Source organism: Rhodococcus sp. MPR-R1B (genome assembly GCF_058793255.1).
Genome location: NZ_JBXAFO010000010.1, coordinates 110,501 through 126,839 on the forward strand (window position 1 = coordinate 110,501; position 16,339 = coordinate 126,839).

Genomic DNA, 16,339 nt, shown 5'->3' on the forward strand with positions numbered 1-16,339 from the left:
ACTCACACCCACGTCGCCGATTCGGGGACAACCCCGTTGGCCCGAGCATTCGCATCGATGACAGCGCGGAGCCACACTGTCAGACCGGTCTCGACCTGCTCGTAGAACGCGGTGAATCCCGGATCGGCCACGTACATCCGTCCCAGACACACCTGCATCGAATGTGTGCAGTCGAAGTAAACCCCGATCGACGCTCTGTGCCGTTCTGCCAGCAAATTTGCCTCGGCGCTTCCCGGTTCGACACCGGATCGGCAGGCCAGCGCCAGATTTTCGTTGAGCGTCTCGACGCAGTCGGCGATCTTCTGCCAATCCTCAGCGGTCCTACCCGCCGACCGTTCCGCGTGCTGCGCCCACTGCGCACTGTCACCCCAACGCTCGTGCGCCTCAGGTCCCCATGACGGCTGCCAGTGTCGGCCGAAGATCGAGACCTGCTCGTGTGCCGGCAACAGCACACCCGACTTCCTGGCATCGATGATGCGATCCAAGGACTCGCCCAGTTCCTCCAAGTCGGCTATCCGTTGCCGCAACTCGGCGCGCTGCCCACGCAGCGTCTCGTCCACGTGGGCTGCGGGCGCATCGAGCAATATCCTGATCTCGTCGAGCGACAAACCCACGTCACGGTAGACAAGCACCCGGCCGATGCGGCCGAGGTCCGCGTCGGTGTACTGCCGGTAGCCCCCGTCACTGCGCCCGGACGGACGCACCAAACCGATTGCGTCCCAATGATGGAGGGTACGTACGGTTATGCCTAGTCGTGATGCGGCAGCACCGACAGTGAGAGCACTGTCTGCCTCGTCTCCGAAGAGTTGGTCCGTCACGTGATCCAGTCTGACAGACGCGGTTCGGGAGGCCACAGCGTCAGACCTCGGTTCAGTCGACGGGTCCGTCAATTCCCATGCCTCGCAGATGCTCGGCCTCGGCACTGTTCGGGTCGTACGGACGAGCGGCCGTCATGATCACACGCGCGTTCTCCGGTGTCACAATCTCCAACTCCAGTGAATTCCACGGCTTCAGATGTGGACCGCTGGTGCATCCGGGCCGCAATTCCTCACACGCCTTGGCTATCTGATCGATCTGACTCAGCACACACGCAAAGCTCACGCTGACGGACGGTGGTGAATCTGCACATTCGCCGGGCACGAGCAGAACGTCTTGAAATGCCCAGCGTCGCAGGTGCGTCAGTCGATCCGGTACCGAAAAGAGGTCGAAGAAACCGAGCCCACGGATCCAGAAGTCGGCAGATTCGGCCAGATCCGATGTCGGAACCGACACGAACATGGGCATTCCGTAGAGACCTCGGAACTGTTCCGGAGGCACGGCGTCTGTAGCGGGGACAGGGACGGGGCTGATGTCGAATGCCGGGTAAGTATCGGTCATGAAGTCATCGTGAGCCCTCACGCTACGTCAGGGTCAAATCGTGTGAAATCCGATCGAACCAGATTGCGCGATCACACCGTGCGTGCGAATGCGCCGTCGTCTGCGAATACCCGTTGGGCAAAGCGTTCGCCGATGAGACGGTGCGTCGCAGCGTCCGGATGGAGCTGATCGGGAAGCGGCAACTCTTCGTTCTCGGCCGCACCATAGAGATCGCACCCGTCGACGTAATGCAGATTGGGATCAGCCGCCGATCGCTGGGTTACGATGCGCGCCAACTCTTCCCGAATAGAGCGCAGCGTCAGCTTTCCGGCTGCACGCTCGGCAGGATCGCCGGTAGCAACGAATCGCATTTCGCCTCTGGCAAGCGCGTCGAAATCGAATGCACCAGGTCCAGGCGTGTCTTCGTGAATCGGGCAATAGACAGGCGAGACGACCAGCAGTGGAGCCACTGGATGGCCGTCGCGGACCGTGTCGAGGAAGCCGTGCATTGCCGACGTGAAGGCCCGCAGGCGCATCACGTCGGAGTTGACCAGATTGATGCCTATCTTGATGCTGATGAGGTCGGCAGGAGTGTCTCGCATAGCGCGGGCGACGTACTGGTCCAGCAGAGCGCTGCCGCTGAACCCGAGGTTGATCAGATCCACGCCGCCGAGGGAGGCTGCGAGAGCAGGCCAAGTGCGGGAGGGACTTTCAGCGCCGGAGCCTTGACTGATCGAGCTTCCGTGATGGAGCCACACATCGCGCTTCGTGCCGACTGCGAGTTCGAGCGGGGCGTCGGTTCGCAATGCGACAAGTTCGGTGGTTTCGTTGTGCGGCAACCAGATCTCGACGGTCTTGGATCGCGCGGGCAAGTCCGCGAAGCGGATGGTGCTGACGGGTCCGGATTGTCTCTGAGCGGTACCGGTCGCCATGTCGATCGTCACCGTGTTGCCACCCTCAGCGATTGCGTGCCCGGTTGGTTCGCCGTCGACGATCAGGTCGTACACCCCTTGCGGCCTCGGCGGGGCACCGATGTAGATCATTTTCGTGGGCAGAGTGTCGAGTTCGATGGCCGTAGCGCTGGTTCGGAACACCAGCCGCACTCCGGACGGTTGTGATTGCGCCATTGCCATCTGCCCGTCAGCGAATTGCGTGCGAGCTCTGGCAGGCAGACGGTGTGTCAGCACACCGCGTTCGGTCCGCTCGAGCTCGAGGGCTCCGCGCACGATGTCCTCGGAAATTGCGGTAGTAATCCAGCTGCTCTGGCTGTTCATCTCATTCACCTGTAGATAAGTTGCGAAGGTTTTAACTACAGCACACAGTAATTTGCCTATACTATTTAGGCAAGCGGTTTCACTTCTCGACGAACAGGACCAACGGACATGCCTCGCGCAGGACTGACACCCGAACGCCTCGCCGTGGCGGGCGCCGAATTGGCCGACGAGGTGGGCTTCGAGCAGGTGACCGTATCGGCGGTCGCCAGAGCGTTCGACGTCAAGGTCGCAAGCCTGTACTCGCACGTGAAAAGTTCGAACGACCTCAAAACCAGAATCGCGCTGCTTGCCTTGGAAGAGATGGCCGACCAGGCTGCCGACGCCGTGGCCGGTCGGTCCGGCCGCGACGCCTTGACCGCCTTCGCGAACGTGTACCGCAACTACGCGAGGTCACACCCTGGTCGGTACGCCGCGTCACAGATGCGCCTCACCCCGGAGGCCGCGGCCGCGAGCGCGGGTTTCAGACACTCGCAGATGATGCGATCGATTCTGCGCGGGTACAACCTCACCGATCTCGATCAGACCCACGCAGTTCGGTTGCTCGGCAGCGTTTTTCATGGGTACGCCAGCCTCGAGCTGGGTGGATCGTTCAGCCACAGTGCACCGGACAGCGCCGAAAGCTGGGCAAGAATCCTCGAGGCTCTCGATTCGATGCTGACCAATTGGCCAGCGTCAAGTCCATGACCAGGCGTGATTCTTGCGCGCCAAGTTCTTGCGCCACTTGGTGATCGCACACGGCCAAGAAACCTCGGGCCCACCCCAGGAGCGGCGCCACACAATCGCGCGCTCCCGCAACCACAGGTCGCACTGGGACAGAAGAAGGTCCGAGTAGGCAAGAAGCCGGGCGTGGAGCTCCGCTTAGAGGAGAAGCTTGGCGCGCAGTGAGTCGACAGTGCCCTGGTCGACGCCGAGGCCCTCCCGTACGTAATTATCCATACCGCCGTAGAGCCGGTCCACCTGTGCATACGCCGCATCGAGCCACGACAGGTCCACCGCGTCGTCCCGGCCCAGGTACGTGTTCGACGCCATGAAATCGGCACTGATGACCTCACGCGGGACACCGAGGATGGTCAGCAGGATCGCGGTACCCCAACCGGTGCGGTCCTTCCCTGCACTGCAGTGGTAGACGGTTGCGCCGTCGGAGTTGTTCGCGATCGCAGTCAGCAGGTCACGGAAGGCGACATCGGAACCACGGTAGTTGACCATGAACGGGTAGCCGATGCTCTGGCCGATGTTCGAGGTTCCCTTGACTGCGCCGTCGATCAACGCGCGACCGAGGGTCAGGGGAACGAACTCGTGGAACGCGATGCCGTGTTCGATACTGACGACGTCGGCGACCTGGTAGGTGACCCCGGCGGGGATCCGATCGGGATCCTCCGCACGTTCGGAGGCGTTGCGCAGGTCGACGTCGAGGGTGAGGTTCGCGGCGGTGAGTTTTGCCAGATCAGTCTCATTGAGCGAGCTGAGCTTGTTGGAACGGAACACCAGGCCTGTCCGGACGGTCCTGCCGTCGGTAGTCCGATACCCGCCGATGTCGCGGAAGTTCCGCGCCTCGTCGAGCCTGATCTCGGCCGCGGACGGCGGTGGGATCTCCGGCAGCGGCGGTTGCTCCCCGGACGATCCGAACTGACTCGAACCCAATTGCAGGTCGCCGCTCGAGGCGGAGGCGAGTGTGGGGCCGGTCAGGGCCGCACCCATGGCGACCAGCGCAGCGAGGGCGATTCCGAAAGGGCGCGCCCCTCGGCGGCGCGTGTAGACAGTTGTCACCTTCATCCTCTCATTCGCTGTGCGGGATACCCCGCGCCCCGCAAACTCCCGTGCGAGATTACAAGGGTGGCACGCTCCTCGTCCCGACTTTGCTCCAGAAACCGGACATGTGTTCAGGTGCCCGGCCAGCCGCCATCCGGCAGGAAGAAACTCTTGCCCGTCACTGCGTCGCCATCGACCACGCCGGGCCCGTTCGAACGACAGACCGCGGCCGCGGCGGCAGCCGTAACTGCACAGCGCCGAACAACTTCACTGTCGAGCAACTGCACGAATCTCCACCTCGAGCTGGTAACCGTTGGGACGAAATCAATCTCATGCGCTACCTGCCGTCGACCATGACCAGTGCAGGCTGAGGAATGTCGGACGAAGCGTCTGCGAGAGCAGCAAGAGTGCCGTCGAGCGCGACAAGGTCCGCACGACGACCCGGCGCCAAGATCCCCGCCCGTCCTTCGTCATGGACCAAGTACGCACTGTCCACAGTCATGGCCTGCACTGCACGCTGCACTCCGATCCGTTGGTGGGCGCCAAGCACGGCACCGCCCATGGTCAGCCGATTCACAGCAGTCCTAATCGTCTGGAGGGGATCCATCGGCGTTATCGGGCAATCCGAGTGCAGCCCGAATTTCAAGCCGATGTCATCGGCGCACGCCAGCGGGTCCAGGTTGCCGGCTCTCTCAGGACCGAGGAAACGGTCACGGTGACGATCGCCCCAATGAAAAACATGGTTGACGAAAAAGCTCACCCCGATCTCGGCATCACGTATCGCCTCGAGATCCGCAGGCCTACTCACCTGGCAGTGCTCGATACGGTGCCGCGCTCGACGTCCGTCACTGCGGTGCGCACTGCGCAGCGCCGCGATGGCGGCGGCTACAGCCGCATCGCCGTTGGCGTGCACCGCGACCTGACCTCCCTCGCGGTGCACCTGGAGAACCATGTCGTCGAGTTGCTCCTGCGGATAGAGCAGATCACCGTGATGGTTCGGGCTGCAGGTATACGGAGTTCGCAAGGCTGCAGACAATCCTTGAATGGACCCATCCGCCCAGAATTTGGCGCCGGCCAGGCGGAAGCGTGACCCTGGGGCCGGTGCAGCCGTGAAAGCGATGTTCCTTTCCTCCAGTTCTGCGATCGCGAGATCACCCCGAAGGAAGCCAACCGTGTGCACGGGCATCTCGCCCATGGTGTCCAGGGCACGATAGGCGGCCAACTCCTGCATGCCCGCCGACAGGCCGACCCCTAAATCGTGGACGGTCGTAATTCCTCGCGAACGCGCCAGTGTCAAGCTACGCAGCAACGCGGTCTGCACCTCTGCCTGTGTCAGGTCTGGTATCGCGCCGCTCAACCGTGCCACGGCGTCGATTTCCCAGGCCATCCCTGTGAGCCTCCCGTCCGCCCCACGCGGAAACTGCGAGTCCCCGGGATCCACCGTCGATTCGTCGATGCCTGCAGTTGCAAGCGCAACAGTGTTTGCCACCGCAAAGTGCCCCGAGATGTGCAGAACGATGATCGGGCGGTCGGTGCAGACTGCGTCGAGGTCATCGCGTGTGAGATGGCGACCTTCTCGAAGTTGTGTGTCGTCGTACCCCCATCCACGTATCCAGCCGTGAGTGGGAGTGGAGTTCCGCAGAGCCCCTTGGATATCCGTGATCGAGGCGCACGGTGGCGTCCGGCAATCGGCCCATCCGTCAGTCAAGCCGGAGTAGGTCGGGTGAATGTGCGACTCGATCAGCCCCGGGATCACAGTAGCGCCGGCGAGATCGAGCCGACGAGTTTCCGGTCCGGCGTACTCCCCCATGTCCTTTCGACTTCCGGTGACGACAACCAGGCCTCCATCGAGGACGAGCGCCTCAACCTGGGGTGACGCTGCGTCTTGGGTGAGGATTGCATCTGCGGTGAGTAGTGTCCGAGTCATCGGATATCCGCCTTCGTGGTCGGGGCTGCGGGGCAAGGCACTGGTGCCGATCGATTTTCTGCACGGAGGCCCGAAACCGCTTCGACAGGAGGCCACATCACTCGGGTGGCGGACACGAACAACACGTTCAGAACGAGCGCTGCGGCACCGATGTTCATGCCTTTGTCCGCCAACCACATCGATACCATGCCGTGTGTGTCGAGGTACAGCCAGAGCACCAGCACGTCGCCGAGCACCACGCCCATCGCGAGCGCTGCCGGTCGCAGCTTCCATCCGAAGATCATCGTCGCGAACACCACCACGGCCTGGGTCACCCCGTAATACGCGGTATTCACCAGCGTCAGCAGCAATTGGGGTGCGGCGAGGGTGAGGATCAGCGACAGGCCGAGGTAGGCGACGATGACCCCGCGCACCCACACTCTCTGACGTGATTCGGGTATTCCAGGAACGATGTTTCGCGAGACGATCGAGCCGATTCCCAGCGCCGAGCCACACAGAACAACGATCGCGCACAGTGCCGCACCACCCGCCACCACTCCGGTCAGCCAGTCCGGGAGCACGAGACGGGACAGTTGCAGGAGCACCTCATTGGACTCTGCGCCCTCGAGCTTGTTGGGCAGCAATGAAATTGCGCCGAAGGCAGCAGCGACGAGGAAGGGATACATGAGCATGTACAGCGGGTTGAATCGGGCGACTCGCTTGAGGGTTGCCTCGGACTTCGCCGATAGCACCGCTTGCACGATGAAGGGGAAAACGAAAAAACCGAGTGACTGGAACACAATTGTGGTGAGAACGAAGGTCAGCGACGAACCGGTGACGGTGGATTGCGAGGCTTGCCCGGCCCCATGGGATGCCGCATCGGCAAAGAGCTTCGTGATACCGCCCGATTTGGCCGTGGCGGCCAGTCCGATCAGGATCGCTCCCAACAGCAGAGCTGCGTCCTTGACGTAAGACACGAACGCCGGTGCACGCACACCCGAAAGCAGGAGGAAGAGCAGAGCAAGCGCAGCGCCGACGAAAACCGCCACCGTCGGGTTGATGGTGATGCCAAGTCCGCTCAGTGCGACCTGGAGGCCGGCAAGCTGCAACTGCCCCCAGGGAATGAGGAAGACTACCGAGGCAATCGCGATTGTCAGTTCCAACCCGCGCGACCGAAAGTGCCGCCCTGCCACATCGGGCAGCGTCATCGCGTTATACCGCTTGCCTGCCCGCCAGAGATAGGGCGCAAAGAAGTATCCGATCGGGTAGGCAAGCAAGATGTATCCGATGAACCAGACGCCGTAGCTTGCCCCGTGGGCGTACACACCCCCGGGAAATCCAATGAGCGTGCCGATGCTGTAGGCCTCACCTGCTCCCAGGATGAAAACCAGCACGGGACCGAAAGACCGCCCGCCCACGAGGTAGTCGGAGATCTCTTTTTTGCTTCCACGGCGTGAAAGCACTCCGGCGCCGAGCGCGAGGAGTAGCACGAGCGTAAATGTTGCAGCGATCATGTCGGATCCCCGATCTCGGTCTTGGCCTGAGCCAGTTCGTTTCGTTCCGCTTCCTCGAAGTCCTTGCGGTCAAAGAACTTCCATGCCATGTGGAGACACAACGAGGTCAGCGGCATCCACAGGAAAAGCCACGCGAACAAAATGGGAAATCCGAGAACAGTCAGTTCGGATCCGGAGAGCGCAACTATCCCGCCCAGCACCCCGACGAACGGAACTCCGATTGCGAGCAAGGCACTCTTCGCCTCGTTGGACATGATTGTGGCTCCTTAGCCGTTGATCGATCCGGAGCAGATGAGGCGAGGGGCGTTTTGCCGTCGAATCGTCGTCCGGTCTAGCGTTGAGTGTGCCTCCCGTCACTATGGCGGGACCATGGGTGAACCCCGGAATCCACGACGCTCGTTCGTGAAATTCACGGGACGCAAGACCAAGCACGCACAAAGGAGTAACCCCGTGGACGTAACCGACGTCGAAGAAGAAGACACGATCCGTCGGTTGTGTCGCGAGGTTTCCGACGAGCTCGAAGCGCTCACCGAACGCGCGGTACAACAGATTCGCAGCGAACTCCCGGCCTACTCCGCGGTACCAGTGGCCGAGCAAGGCAACTACATCCGCAAACAGTTGTCCGCAATGCTGTGTGCCGTCGCCGAGAACGAAACGATCACCACAGAAGACACCGACCGAAACCGCGAACTCGGGCGCCGTCGCGCGATGCAAGGGCTCCCCCTCTCCGATGTCATCGAGACCTATCACATTGCATCTCGTGAGCTCTGGGACACGATGGTCCAGCGGTCCACGAAACCAACACACGAGCTGCTGCAAGCAGGCGGCAAACTCTGGGACCTCGTTCACGCCGCGACGAGCGCAGTCGCAGTCGGACACTCCGAGGCAACGCGCAGCGAGCAGGCCATCCGCGCCGGCGTTCGATACCGATTCTTCGAAACACTGCACAGTGCAACGGATATGGAACTGAGCAACGCCCGAGAGCTGGCACAAACCCTCGGATTCGATACACAGAAATCGTTCCAAGCACTGTCGGCCGTCGAGGAGGAATGGTCAGAAGCACAAGTGGAAAACCTGCAACGAACCCTGGATTCCGTGCATGCTGTCGCGCATTGCAGTCGACATGGCTCCCGAGTAATCGTGATGTGTCAGGGCGAACCAACCGAAGTCATCCACGCAATCATGCGAGATCATCCACGAACGTCACTAGGTATCGGGATGCCCCGGGTCGGGCTCGTCGGCGCAGCTCAAAGCATCAAAGACGCCGAGCGCACATTGCAGTTGGCGACAGCGCCGGGCACGACGGTCAGTTTTGCCGACGAATGGCTCATCGCCACTCTTGCCACCCACCAGGACGAGCTGCTGCCGCTTCTACAGGCTGGGGCGTCCGTGGCCGAAGAGCACTCACATCTGATGGATGCCGTCCGCGCCTTCGCCCGAAGCGGGTTCTCCGTCAGCGCTGCCGCCCGTGACATCCACCTGCATGCGAACTCTGTCACGTATCGACTCGACCGCTGGCAGCATCTGACCGGATGGGATGCGCGAACCCTCGACGGCCTGATGAAATCTATCGTGAGCCTCGAACTGTTTCATCGCCGAACGCTCGACCACCATCTGACACCGAACACGCGCCGCGTGTCCTCGGCACGCTGAACCGCGCCCGTGCTTGTCACTCCGACTCGCCGTCGAGACATTGCCCAAGCCAGGCACCCATATCCGACGCAGCGCGGCGGGCAACAGGCGTTGGATGGTTTGTAAATCCATGCGGGACATCAGGATAGAGACGCAAGTCGACGTCGTTTCCGGCCGCCGACAGTCGCGCCACCATGGCAAGGTTCTCTGCCAGGACCACGTCTTCTGATCCAACGACAACGAGGGTCGGCGGCAGGCCGCTGAGGTCGCCGAATGTCGGAGAAATATCCGGGAGAGTGCGATCATCGACATGGCCGACGTAGGCTTCGATGAAGTATTCGTCGCTGATGGTGCGGCCCGCGGGAGTCTGGGCACTGACGTCGTACGTGCCCGCTTCCAGCACCGCACCCGAAAATGCCTTGGCCAGACCTCGATCACGAAGGCGCAGCAACGTCGTCGTCACCAAGGTTGCTCCCGCCGACATGCCACCGATGGCGAGCCTGGTCGTCCCGAACCGTTCGGCAGCGACATCAAGCAGCCACAAGGCGACTGCCTCACAATCGTCCGGCGCTGCCGGCCAAGGGAATTCCGGTGCAAGCCGGTAATCGACGGTAACCACTACCACCCCGACCTCGTCGGCAAGTCTCATGCTTCGGGCGTCAGCGCTGGCCGCTGAACTCATGTAGAAACCCCCACCCGGAAGATACAGATAGACCCCGTTGACATCGCCGTCTTTCGGAGTGACTACGCGCACCGAAACGGATCGGCCCTCGATGTCGAGTGTGTGTTCAACAGCCCGGCTCGCCGTGGGATCAACCACCCTGGATGCTCGCACCACAAGCAGTTCTTGCAGGGAACTCGGACCGACACCGGCAGGCCGCGACGCATAGAACGCTCGCGTACTCGCCAAATCGTCACGAGGCATTTGTTCGATCAGATCAGTCAATGCAAGCTTCACCAGGGCTCCCTCGGGTCGAGACTTGTCGACAATGATGACACCTCCAGCAGGAGCACGTGTCCGACGTGTTCTCGGCAACGCGGGGCCGTGACAGGTATGAGCAAACCGCGCCGGAAACGGGTCTTCTCACGCTAGCCTCGACTCGGAATTGGACGTTTGTCTAGAAAGGTCGATGGATGCGTGCGCTGTTGCTTGCCACCCTCGCAATCCTGGTCCTCCAGATTGCAACTCCGGTGGCGAACGCTGCACCACCGGATCCGGGCTGGACTCTCCCTCAACTGACCGTCGCAGATCGAACGATCAAGGACGTCGACGGACGAACGGTGTTGCTCCGCGGCGCGAACGCCAACGGTCTCAATGACTACGCAACCAACGGCACCGGTCTACCCACCGTTACGCCGCTGGGAAGAACGGACTTCGCGCAGATGGCAGCGCTGGGCTTCAACGTCGTCCGGCTCAACGTCGCGTGGTCCCTCCTGGAACCGACCCGCGGTGCATTCGACACTGCGTACGTCGACCGCGTTCGAGTAGCGGTCGAGGATGCAAAAGACCACGGCATCTACACCGTTCTCGACATGCATCAGGATGCATGGGGCCCGTACGTCGGCACTCCGAGCGACCAGTCGTGCCCGTCATTCATGCGGCCGGGAGTCGGCTGGGACGGCGCACCCGAGTGGGCAACCCTGACCGGCGGATGGACAACCTGCAACATCGGTGGACTCAGGGAAGCCGCACCCGCGATCGCCCATGCCTTCCAGGCGTTCTACGACGACGAGCAAGGAATCCAGAGTCGCCTCGTCGCGACGTGGGCGCGGTTGGCTGCCGAGTTCAAAGACGAACCAGCTGTAGCCGGATACGACCTGTTGAACGAACCGAACCCCGGCCTGCGCGATCCATTCACGGCAGCTGATCAGATCGGGCAGTTCTACAAGCGGGCCACCGACGCCATCAGACAGGCCGAAGCAGGAGGATTTCCACACCTCGTGTTCTTCGAGCCCAGCGCGATCTGGTCGGCTTTCGGCCTCGACGCGCTGCCTCCACGCCATTACCTGACCGATCCCCTGGTGGTCTTCTCGCCCCATCTCTACAGCGAATCGATAACGGTCAGTAGCGAATTTCCCGGAATCGAAGACGGATTCAAGATCGCCGACCTCGCTGCCGCCTGGTACGACGCACCGTTGTGGACAGGTGAATGGGGTTGGTTCGGCGACGCCGACGAGCAGAGAGCAGACGTCGACCGCTTCGTCGATGCCACCGACAGGTACCGGATGGGCGGCGCGTGGTGGTCGTGGACACAAGCGTGCGGTGACCCCCACCCGGTTCGCGACGGCAATACCCACCAGCCGCAGGGAAATCTGAATCGCATCGACTGCCCGTCCGGTGAATCACTCGGGCTCGTAGAGGGATTCACCGCGCCACTCTCGCGAGCGTATCCGCGGGCAGCGCCCGGCTCGCTGACGGAGGTATCGCGTGACGGGTTTGACGGGAGCGGCACCGGACGGGTCGAGGCCTGGTACCCCGGCACCGACCGGCCACAGCTCGAGACCACGAATCTCTCCGACGTCCGACTGTCCCCGATCGAGGGCGGATGGCAACTGATCGGTCACGCCGACGGCGACTACGCGGTCAAGCGCGCCTGATCGAACGATCATCCGGGAATCGCGCGTTCACACCACGCGAAAGAGCGGGTATCAGAAGATTCCGCCAATTCCCTTGCCGATCAGAACAACTCCGACGACCAAGATCAACACACTCATCACCGTGGTGTTGTTGTCCTCGAGCCAGACTTTGAGATTGGCCAATGGCTTTCGCAGGCGATCAGCAGCCACCAGGTATCCGATGACCGGGATCGCGACAGTTGAACTGGCGATGACCGTGAATACGAGAATCGAGGTGATCGCTCCGCTGGTCGCCAACGACGCCGAGCCGATCGACACTCCGGCCGCGATGCACATGAGCAGGTTCTTCGGGTTGATCGCGGCGAGCGCGAATCCAAGGCCCAATCCCTTGACCGCGGTCATCTCGTCGACGGCTTGCATCCACTTCGGTGTTTCGTGCTCGCCGCTGCGCCCCCGCCACTGCTTGACCCCGACGGCCAACAGGAGGACACCGAGAGCTAGTTTGATCCACGAAACCGTGGCGGACGGTCCGTCGTCTGACGTGCTGACGGCACTGGACAAGATGACGAAAAGAACTGTAGCGATGAAGATTCCGAGTAACCAGCCCACCGCGAACCCGGCGCTGGTGCTACCCGCTCGCTTGGAGAGCAACATCAAGATGGTGGCGATGACGGCCACCGGCGACACGGCGACACCGACGGCCAATGGGAGAAGTTCTCCGACAACGGAACCCATGTCAAAACTCATTTCTGATTGCGGCAAGCAGGATAGGCGGTAGGCGAGAAAAGCCGCCCCTGTCCGCCACGACGGACAACAGAGCACAGCTGATACCGCTGCGCGACAATGCTGACACTGCGAGCGCCTGCGTAGTTGATGCCTCATTCGAAAGGGATGAGTGCCTGAACCGCAGGCCCCGATTCCCCACCGAAGATCGCGAAAAGACTTGGTCAACGGTGTGTCGGCTGCGCTCGCAGCAGAGCGCAGCCGACATCATCGAGGAGGATCACCAGACACAATCTCGAGTAGTGACCTCACGCGTAGGGACGGGTTACTTCGCGCAGCCACTGCCCTCGAACGCGAGCTTGGACGTATATTGCCCGTCCGGCAGATACTCTCCCATCACTGCCTTCTCGTCACCGGGCGTCTTGGTGTCGTGTGCAGCGTGGCTGAAGTCCTTGGCCGGCAGCATGTTCCGCATGATCAAGAGGGAATCGTCGGGGTGCCCTGCGCCGTCACCGGCCGGCGAGAGCGAAAGCCATGACACCCCGCATTCCTTCGTAGCGTTTGCGGGTCGGTCTTCAGGGAGCGACGCGACAATCGTGTAGCGACCATCCGCATCAGTGGCCATCTGCTCGTCGAACAGACACGTCGCTACCTTCGTCGTTGCCAGCGATTCATTGCTGCACATCGACCAGAACCGCATGTCGACTGCGCTGTCGAGATTCTTTGCGCCGCCTGTCGTCTTCGGAGTCCTCGGCAGCTCTCCCCGAAGTACTAGAACTTCGCCGAACCCACGGTTGACTTCGGCGGTGACGTAGCTGTTGTCGATGTTGGAGTACTGCCCGCCCACCCGCTGGGGTGTGCCATCGCATTTGCCGAGATAGGTACAGCCGAGCGTGAACTCGGCGCTGTAGTACGCCCGCCAGACTGGTGTCTGCTCGGAAGGGAATGTCGCAGGCTTGCCCGGTTGGTCACGCAATGCCTTGTACGTGTCCAGCGGCAGCGAAGCCGGCTTCAAGATTCCGTTGTCCGCACCGACCGCTGAACACAGATCCTGCCCGCGCAACACCTGACCACCCGAAAGGTGCAGCTCTGGCTCCGGCAGTCCAACGCCGCCGGTGAGATCACGCCCGTTGTCCGGCAGGTAGATGCGATAAAGCAGGCTTATCCGGTCCTGACCTGGCACACCGGCATACAAGGTGTTGGGTTTCGGCTCAGCAGGCGAGGCCTCGTTGAGGACGGAAGCCGTGTACGACCTGGCACTTTCGTTCGATCGATCGGCACCGGGAAGATAGGTGTTGCGCGAACCTGCGTCGGGAGCTGTCGAAATGTCATTGAGGACGGCGGTCGGCATCGCGGTTGCTGCGTTGTACGAGTTCAACGACTGATAGCGCGCATGCGCATACTGCCCTCGGATAACCAACTCGGCGTTCTCGGGGATTGTGAACTGCGCAGCCCAGTAAATCGCCGCAGGGTCAGGAAAGGCGTAGTTGAGCTGTGGGTCCGCGCGCTCGGGATTGATCGGCACGGACCAGAAGCAGGTCGACACCGGATGCTCGACGTCCGGTCCGCCGGATCCGAAATCGACAGAACCAGATTCGGATCCGCTAGCCGAACCGGTTCCTGATCCGGATCCGCTCGACGAACCGAAATCGACAGATCCGACCGCCGGCGCGGCAACCGCGGACCCAGCCCCGGCAAATACAGTGATCGCGCTCAGCGCCACCGCAGCTACGAGTGTTCTTGATGAATGCATCGCGCTCCTTGTTAGATAGCTGACAAACAGTGATAGAACGATCTAGAGCGAGTACTCCCGGTCCAACGACGAGAGACCGTCACGAGGTCCGCACTCCGCACTACTACTTGGTGGGTTGAAAGTCGTTCGTCAGAGCGCCGCGAATCGCGTCGGTGTCCGACTGAGACCAGTTGTCGGGGTGCAGGATCCGCGCCCACATGTCCGCCGCGTCGGCACCGTAGTTGTGCCCGTGACCTGGCGGAACGTCCGCCGAGAAGACCATGTCGAGTGTCACCTGCCAGAATGTCACGAACGGTATCCACGTCATTCCCGGATCGACATCACGGCCGAGAGGCTCGGCAAGCCAGTCCGGCTTGTTCAGAAGCAGGTCGAAAGACCACCAGACAATTGGGTCGCTGGCGTGCTGCCAGTACACGACGCGTGAGTCGTTCCACGGCGCATCCAGTTCGAGATCCTCCGGATAGGCAGCGAAACGAATCGACTGCCCGTCGTCGATCACCGGCACGGCTTCCCGTGAGCCGGAGTCACGACTGCTGGTGATCTCCTGCCATTGAGCGGTGAAGTTCGGAGTCCCCGACCACAACGCCCCATCCACCCGCGTCGCCATGTCCTGTGCTCCCGCGAACGCGGCCTGTCCCCCGTACGATCCGAGGCTCTCGCCGAAAACGACAAGCTTGGGGCGCTTGTCGAGCGGCAGATCGATCCACTTCGCATAGACAGAGTTGAACAGCGCCCGGCCTGCGGCCATCGGGGTTTCGCGATCGGCGATGAATGCCAAAGGGCTGGGAAGGAACGAGTACTGCATCGCCGCGATGGCGGTATCGCCGCCCTGGACGTATTCGAAAGCGGACGCCACGTCGTCGTTCACCCAGCCGCGGCCGGTGGTGGTCACTACTGCCAGGACGGCACGGTCGAAGCCGCCGGTGCGCTCGAGTTCGTTGACGACCCGCTGCGCGACACCGTCGACGGAATCCGACGACTCACGGCCGGCGTACACGCGGATGGGTTGCTTCGCGTCCCGGCCGGTCAGCGCGGAAATCTGCACCGCAGACGGCCCGCTACCCACGAAAGTGCGACCCTCCTTGCCCAGCGAATCCCATGCCTCCGCAGACATGGGTGAACCACTGCGTTCGGCGATCAGAGGCTGGTCGATACCATCGGGCGTGTCGTTGTCCGCGCCGGAGAAACTCCAGTTCGCAAAAGCGATGAGCCCGTTGTAGAGGGCACCGTTGACGACGAAGATCGCCAACGCGAAGACGACGACCAAGCTCGCGACTTTCGCTGCTTCCTTGGGAACAAACCGCAGAGCAACGGCAGCGAGTCCTCTGGTGAGATGCCGCAGACCGCGACCCGCCTCCAGCAAGATCAACCACACCACTAGCGAAACCAGCAGCACCAGAAGATAGTTCGCCCGGTTCACGCGAGGCGCCTCGACCAGATCACGGACGATCTGCTGCCACCACGAACCCAAGATCAGAAAAAGAGGCACCAATATCACTGCCAGTACGGCGAGTACGGCCCAACCGATCCGCTTGGTCCGGTCCGACCATGTCGGTTCGACTCCGCATTTGCGGATCATCCACGCCACGCTCACACCGATGCCGTACCCGGTGGCGACGGAAATACCGGTTGCCACGCCCTGCAGGTACCACGCGCGCGGTAAGAGGGACGGGCTCATCGAGAGGACGAAAAACACCAGACCGAACGACAACCCGACCGAGTGCAGCGTCTTGCCGTAGCGCCGCACACCTTCCCACACACGTTTCATGCCCGAATCGTAAGTGCGCCAGAAAGATGAAATGCGCCTCTCATCCCTTTCGAATGAGGCGCGAACTACGTCGGTGGAAAGTGTTCG

At 61.9% G+C, this 16,339-nt stretch carries 14 protein-coding genes; 3 read left to right on the forward strand and 11 right to left on the reverse strand.

Going from position 1 to position 16,339, the window contains the following annotated elements; translation table 11 throughout:
- Positions 1 to 2 precede the first annotated feature (2 nt).
- From AC1Q61_RS16145 to AC1Q61_RS16155, 3 genes are all read right to left on the reverse strand, one after another.
- Positions 3 to 818: a MerR family transcriptional regulator gene (locus AC1Q61_RS16145; RefSeq protein WP_052027951.1), complete on the reverse strand. Its 816-nt coding sequence runs from the start codon at positions 816 to 818 to the stop codon at positions 3 to 5.
- Positions 819 to 870: 52 nt separating this feature from the next.
- A complete protein-coding gene (locus tag AC1Q61_RS16150; RefSeq protein ID WP_042922656.1) occupies positions 871 to 1,377 on the reverse strand; it encodes a VOC family protein in 507 nt (168 codons plus the stop codon).
- A 71-nt stretch (positions 1,378 to 1,448) separates the two neighbouring features.
- Positions 1,449 to 2,630 (reverse strand): GDSL-type esterase/lipase family protein, encoded by a 1,182-nt coding sequence (locus tag AC1Q61_RS16155; protein ID WP_042922591.1) that lies wholly within the window; start codon positions 2,628 to 2,630, stop codon positions 1,449 to 1,451.
- A gap of 108 nt (positions 2,631 to 2,738) precedes the next feature.
- On the opposite strand from AC1Q61_RS16155, the gene AC1Q61_RS16160 reads away from it, so the two are divergent.
- Positions 2,739 to 3,314, forward strand: a complete 576-nt coding sequence (locus AC1Q61_RS16160; RefSeq protein WP_030535586.1) for a TetR/AcrR family transcriptional regulator — start codon at positions 2,739 to 2,741, stop codon at positions 3,312 to 3,314.
- Positions 3,315 to 3,488: 174 nt separating this feature from the next.
- On the opposite strand, the gene AC1Q61_RS16165 is transcribed toward AC1Q61_RS16160, so the two are convergent.
- The 4 genes from AC1Q61_RS16165 to AC1Q61_RS16180 form a co-directional block, all read right to left on the reverse strand.
- Complete coding sequence (locus AC1Q61_RS16165) at positions 3,489 to 4,403, reverse strand: tyrosine-protein phosphatase (protein ID WP_042922589.1); 915 nt, start codon at positions 4,401 to 4,403, stop codon at positions 3,489 to 3,491.
- A 313-nt stretch (positions 4,404 to 4,716) separates the two neighbouring features.
- The gene (locus tag AC1Q61_RS16170) at positions 4,717 to 6,306 is read right to left on the reverse strand and encodes an amidohydrolase (protein ID WP_492651079.1); all 1,590 of its coding nucleotides are present in this window, start codon (positions 6,304 to 6,306) and stop codon (positions 4,717 to 4,719) included.
- Positions 6,303 to 7,799 (reverse strand): sodium:solute symporter family protein, encoded by a 1,497-nt coding sequence (locus tag AC1Q61_RS16175; protein ID WP_492651080.1) that lies wholly within the window; start codon positions 7,797 to 7,799, stop codon positions 6,303 to 6,305. The genes AC1Q61_RS16170 and AC1Q61_RS16175 overlap by 4 nt, the downstream gene beginning before the upstream one ends.
- A complete protein-coding gene (locus AC1Q61_RS16180; RefSeq protein ID WP_003942271.1) occupies positions 7,796 to 8,053 on the reverse strand; it encodes a DUF3311 domain-containing protein in 258 nt (85 codons plus the stop codon). The genes AC1Q61_RS16175 and AC1Q61_RS16180 overlap by 4 nt, the downstream gene beginning before the upstream one ends.
- 196 nt (positions 8,054 to 8,249) lie before the next feature.
- Here AC1Q61_RS16180 and AC1Q61_RS16185 point away from each other — a divergent pair, with 196 nt between their 5' ends.
- Positions 8,250 to 9,452: a PucR family transcriptional regulator gene (locus AC1Q61_RS16185; protein ID WP_042922652.1), complete on the forward strand. Its 1,203-nt coding sequence runs from the start codon at positions 8,250 to 8,252 to the stop codon at positions 9,450 to 9,452.
- A gap of 16 nt (positions 9,453 to 9,468) precedes the next feature.
- On the opposite strand, the gene AC1Q61_RS16190 is transcribed toward AC1Q61_RS16185, so the two are convergent.
- The gene (locus AC1Q61_RS16190) at positions 9,469 to 10,389 is read right to left on the reverse strand and encodes an alpha/beta hydrolase (RefSeq protein WP_042922586.1); all 921 of its coding nucleotides are present in this window, start codon (positions 10,387 to 10,389) and stop codon (positions 9,469 to 9,471) included.
- A 176-nt stretch (positions 10,390 to 10,565) separates the two neighbouring features.
- On the opposite strand from AC1Q61_RS16190, the gene AC1Q61_RS16195 reads away from it, so the two are divergent.
- On the forward strand, positions 10,566 to 12,029 hold the full coding sequence (locus AC1Q61_RS16195) for a glycoside hydrolase family 5 protein (protein ID WP_042922583.1): 1,464 nt from the start codon (positions 10,566 to 10,568) through the stop codon (positions 12,027 to 12,029).
- 51 nt (positions 12,030 to 12,080) lie between these two features.
- Here the strand turns inward: AC1Q61_RS16195 and AC1Q61_RS16200 are convergent, their stop codons facing one another.
- The 3 genes from AC1Q61_RS16200 to AC1Q61_RS16210 form a co-directional block, all read right to left on the reverse strand.
- Complete coding sequence (locus AC1Q61_RS16200) at positions 12,081 to 12,743, reverse strand: GAP family protein (protein WP_042922581.1); 663 nt, start codon at positions 12,741 to 12,743, stop codon at positions 12,081 to 12,083.
- Between the two features lie 313 nt (positions 12,744 to 13,056).
- The gene (locus AC1Q61_RS16205; RefSeq protein ID WP_042922580.1) at positions 13,057 to 14,484 is read right to left on the reverse strand and encodes a hypothetical protein; all 1,428 of its coding nucleotides are present in this window, start codon (positions 14,482 to 14,484) and stop codon (positions 13,057 to 13,059) included.
- A gap of 103 nt (positions 14,485 to 14,587) precedes the next feature.
- Positions 14,588 to 16,252: an alpha/beta hydrolase gene (locus AC1Q61_RS16210; protein WP_162113608.1), complete on the reverse strand. Its 1,665-nt coding sequence runs from the start codon at positions 16,250 to 16,252 to the stop codon at positions 14,588 to 14,590.
- Positions 16,253 to 16,339 lie beyond the last annotated feature (87 nt).